Source organism: Hydrogenivirga sp. (genome assembly GCF_056450045.1).
Genome location: NZ_JBWONM010000218.1, coordinates 1 through 3,449, shown reverse-complemented (window position 1 = coordinate 3,449; position 3,449 = coordinate 1). Strand labels below are relative to the sequence as shown.

The 3,449-nt window shown below is 51.4% G+C and carries 4 protein-coding genes and 2 rRNA genes; 3 read left to right on the top strand and 3 right to left on the bottom strand.

Annotated elements, in window-relative coordinates; translation table 11 throughout:
* Positions 1–92 precede the first annotated feature (92 nt).
* The 3 genes from AC1HCM_RS08955 to serS are packed head-to-tail and all read left to right on the top strand — an operon-like array spanning position 93 to position 2,673.
* The gene (locus AC1HCM_RS08955) at positions 93–530 is read left to right on the top strand and encodes a DsrE family protein (protein WP_479461421.1); all 438 of its coding nucleotides are present in this window, start codon (positions 93–95) and stop codon (positions 528–530) included.
* A 39-nt stretch (positions 531–569) separates the two neighbouring features.
* Positions 570–1,388: a GGDEF domain-containing protein gene (locus AC1HCM_RS08950; protein ID WP_479461420.1), complete on the top strand. Its 819-nt coding sequence runs from the start codon at positions 570–572 to the stop codon at positions 1,386–1,388.
* Between the two features lie 10 nt (positions 1,389–1,398).
* A complete protein-coding gene (serS, locus tag AC1HCM_RS08945) occupies positions 1,399–2,673 on the top strand; it encodes a serine--tRNA ligase (protein ID WP_479461419.1) in 1,275 nt (424 codons plus the stop codon).
* On the opposite strand, the gene AC1HCM_RS08940 is transcribed toward serS, so the two are convergent.
* The 3 genes from AC1HCM_RS08940 to AC1HCM_RS08930 all read right to left on the bottom strand — a co-directional run.
* Positions 2,657–2,935 carry a hypothetical protein gene (locus tag AC1HCM_RS08940; protein WP_479461418.1) on the bottom strand — a complete coding sequence of 93 codons (279 nt, stop codon included), beginning with the start codon at positions 2,933–2,935 and terminating at the stop codon, positions 2,657–2,659. The two genes, serS and AC1HCM_RS08940, sit on opposite strands and share 17 nt — an antisense overlap.
* Positions 2,936–2,950: 15 nt before the next feature.
* Positions 2,951–3,068 (bottom strand): 5S ribosomal RNA (gene rrf, locus AC1HCM_RS08935).
* A 38-nt stretch (positions 3,069–3,106) separates the two neighbouring features.
* A 23S ribosomal RNA gene (locus AC1HCM_RS08930) occupies positions 3,107–3,449 on the bottom strand; the annotation flags it as partial.

The window sequence follows — 3,449 nt, the reverse complement described above, 5'->3', positions numbered from 1 at the left end:
CACAGGTGCACCATTGATGCAAATCCCGGAGACGAGCTCTGCTCCCAATTCAGGAAGTCCTCTTGCTCAATAATAGACTTAGGAGGTAGCCCATGAGAAAGCTTTTAATCCTCTTCCTTACACTGCCCCTTCTTTCCTTCTCTCAGGACAAGCTCAAGGCTGTTTTTGACTGTGCGGTTGGAGACCTTGACTGGATAAGCCTGCGACTCTCACTCGTAAAGAAGACAGCGGAGAGCCTGACGAGGGAAGGCAAGGACTACAGCTTTGTGATAACTATACACTCCCACTGCATACCCGTGGTTGAGAAGAACCTAAAGAGGTTCCCAAAGAAGAAGGCTGAGAAGATAGCCCTGATACAGAGCCAGCTCCGCACACTCAAGGATTTCTACAACGTAGAGGTGAAAGCCTGCAGGATAGCCATGGAGAGGGGCAGGATAAAAGGAGTGCCTAAGTTCATAGAGACCGTTCCAAACAGCTGGATAACGCTCATAGAGCTTCAGAATAAAGGCTACGCCTTCGTTCCCTTCTAAAATTTTTACTCCGAGGAGCGAAGCTTATAATACAACCCTATGAGCTTAGAAGACCTTGAGAAGTTCCTTCCCGTTGTGATAATAAACAGCAACTACGTGATAACTTCCCTCAACGAAACGGGAAAGGCTATGCTGGGTGATGTGGTGGGGAGGAAATGCTTCCAGGTGCTATACAACCTTGAGAAGCCCTGTCCCGAGTACAACATAAAGTGTCCCATAGTCTCCAAGGAGGAAGGGATAGATACGGTCACCCTTGACTTTGAGGTTTACCTAAGGTCCTATGGCAAGCTTCCCGTTGGAGGAGTTTACTGGGAGTCCCTGATAAACATAACCAGCCTCACCATGATAAGGTCGGGCATATTTGACACGCTCACAGAGCTTTACAACCGCAGGTTCCTTTCTGGCGTATTTGAGAAGTTGATGTACCTTTGGCACAGGCACGGGGAGACCTTTTCCGTCCTATTCCTGGACCTTGACAACATGAAGAGGATAAACGATGAGTACGGACACCTCTCTGGTGACGAGGCTCTCAAGAAGGTAGGGCAGTGCATAAAGCTTCACCTCAGGAGGTCGGATATAGGCGTCAGGTACGGCGGGGACGAGTTCCTAATCCTTCTTCCCAAAACAGACGCGGAGAACGCCGTTAAGGTAGCAAAGAGGATAAGGGAGTGCATAAGGTCAATCCCCTTTATAGCGAGCATATCGGCGACCGTAGCGGTGTCTGAGGTCAGGAAGGAGGACAGAACGCCCGAAGACCTCATAGAGAGGGTGGACAAAGCCCTCTACTTTACAAAGAACAAGAAGATGGGCTCAATAGCCGTCGCTAAGGAAGGTGATGCCTTTGAGATAGTGGAGTAAAATTTAATCCATGCTTGACATAGAGCTCATCAGGAGAAAACCCGACTTCGTTAAGGAGCGCCTCTCAACCAGGGACAAAGAACTACCAAGGCTCATAGACGATGTCCTTGAGCTTGACAGCAGGAGGAGGAAGATACTTACAGAGCTTGAATCCCTGAGGGCTGAGAGGAACAAGAAGAGCAAGGAGATAGGGTCTTACAGGAAGGAGGGCAGGGACACACAAGCCCTTGAGGAGGAGGTAAGGAAGCTAAAGCACAAGATAGAGAAGCTACAAGAGGAGCTCTCCGATATAGAGGAGAGGCTCAAAGAGGTCCTTCTCAGGATTCCGAACCTTCCCCACGAGAGCGTGCCCCTTGGCGAGGACGAAGAGGACAACGTTGAGATAAGGAGGTGGGGCGAACCCCCGGAGTTTGGATTCAAGCCAAGACCCCACTGGGAGATAGGGGAGAAGCTCGGCATACTTGACTTTGCAAAGGGAGCGAAGCTCTCAGGAAGCAGGTTCACAGTGGTAAGAGGTATGGGTGCCAGGCTTGAGAGAGCACTGATAAACTTTATGTTAGACCTGCACAGGGATAAGGGATACCAGGAGGTGATGCCTCCCCATCTTGTTCGCCCAGAGGTGCTCGTCGGAACTGGTCAGCTCCCAAAGTTTGAGGAGGACCTGTACAGGTGTGAGAGGGACAACCTCTACCTCATTCCTACAGCCGAGGTACCTCTTACAAACCTATACAGGGAAGAGATACTCAAGGAGGAAGACCTACCCATATACCTTACAGCCTACACACCTTGTTACAGGAGGGAGGCGGGCTCCCACGGGAAGGATATAAGGGGGATAATACGCCAGCATCAATTCAACAAGGTTGAGCTTGTCAAGATAGTGCATCCGGAGACCTCCTACAGTGAGCTTGAAAGCCTGACAGCAGATGCGGAGGAGGTTCTTAAGCTCCTCAATCTACCCTACAGGGTTGTGGAGCTGTGCACAGGGGACTTGGGCTTTTCCGCGGCTAAAACCTACGATATAGAGGTCTGGTTTCCTTCTCAAAGCAGGTATAGGGAGATATCCTCCTGCTCAAACTGCGAGGACTTTCAGGCAAGGAGGATGAAGACAAGGTTCAAGGACTCTTCAGGAAAGAACAGGTTTGTTCACACCCTGAACGGCTCAGGTCTTGCTGTGGGAAGAACCCTTGCGGCCATACTTGAGAACTATCAGAGGGAAGATGGCACCGTTGAGGTTCCCGAGGTGTTGAGAGACTATGTAAAGGCTGACGTTATTTCTCTAACCTGAGTCTCTTCCACAGCCTTCCACCATTGTATATCTCTATAAAGCTCACATCCTTTAGAAGGGTAGAAGGTATGGAAAGCCTCTCCTTGGTTATAACCTGGGTACACAGTCTTGAGCCTTCGGTCAAATACACCCTGAGCACCTTTTTAGAGACCTCATAGCTTTCAACCTTGTGGCAGGGTGTGGGCTTATATATGGTCAGGTGTGTATACTGGGATGATAGGCAGGAGCTTATAAAGAGAAAGAAAGAGAAGAAGAGAAGCATAGCTTAATTTTAAAACCCCGGCACCGACCTACTTTCCCGTGCCGCGGTCCGGCACAGTATCATCGGCGCTGGAGGGCTTAACTGCCGGGTTCGGAATGGAACCGGGTGTTTCCCCTCCGCTATGGGCACCGGGGAATCGGCAACTTAATAGGTCTCCCTCTCCTCAGGTAGGTATGCAAGTCGGACGGGCTATTAGTACCGCTCGGCTTCACCCATTGCTGAGCTTCCACCTGCGGCCTATCAACCCGGTAGTCTCCCGGGGCCCTTCAGGGAGCCCTTATCTTGGGGTGGGCTTCGCGCTTAGATGCTTTCAGCGCTTATCCCGTAGCAGGATAGCTACCCGGCGCTGCCCCTGGAGGGACAACCGGTACACTAGAGCCTGCCCCATCCCGGTCCTCTCGTACTAGGGACGGACCCCCTCAAGGCTCCTGCGCCCGCGGCGGATAGGGACCGAACTGTCTCGCGACGTTCTGAACCCAGCTCGCGTCCCCCTTTAATGGGCGAACAGCCCAAC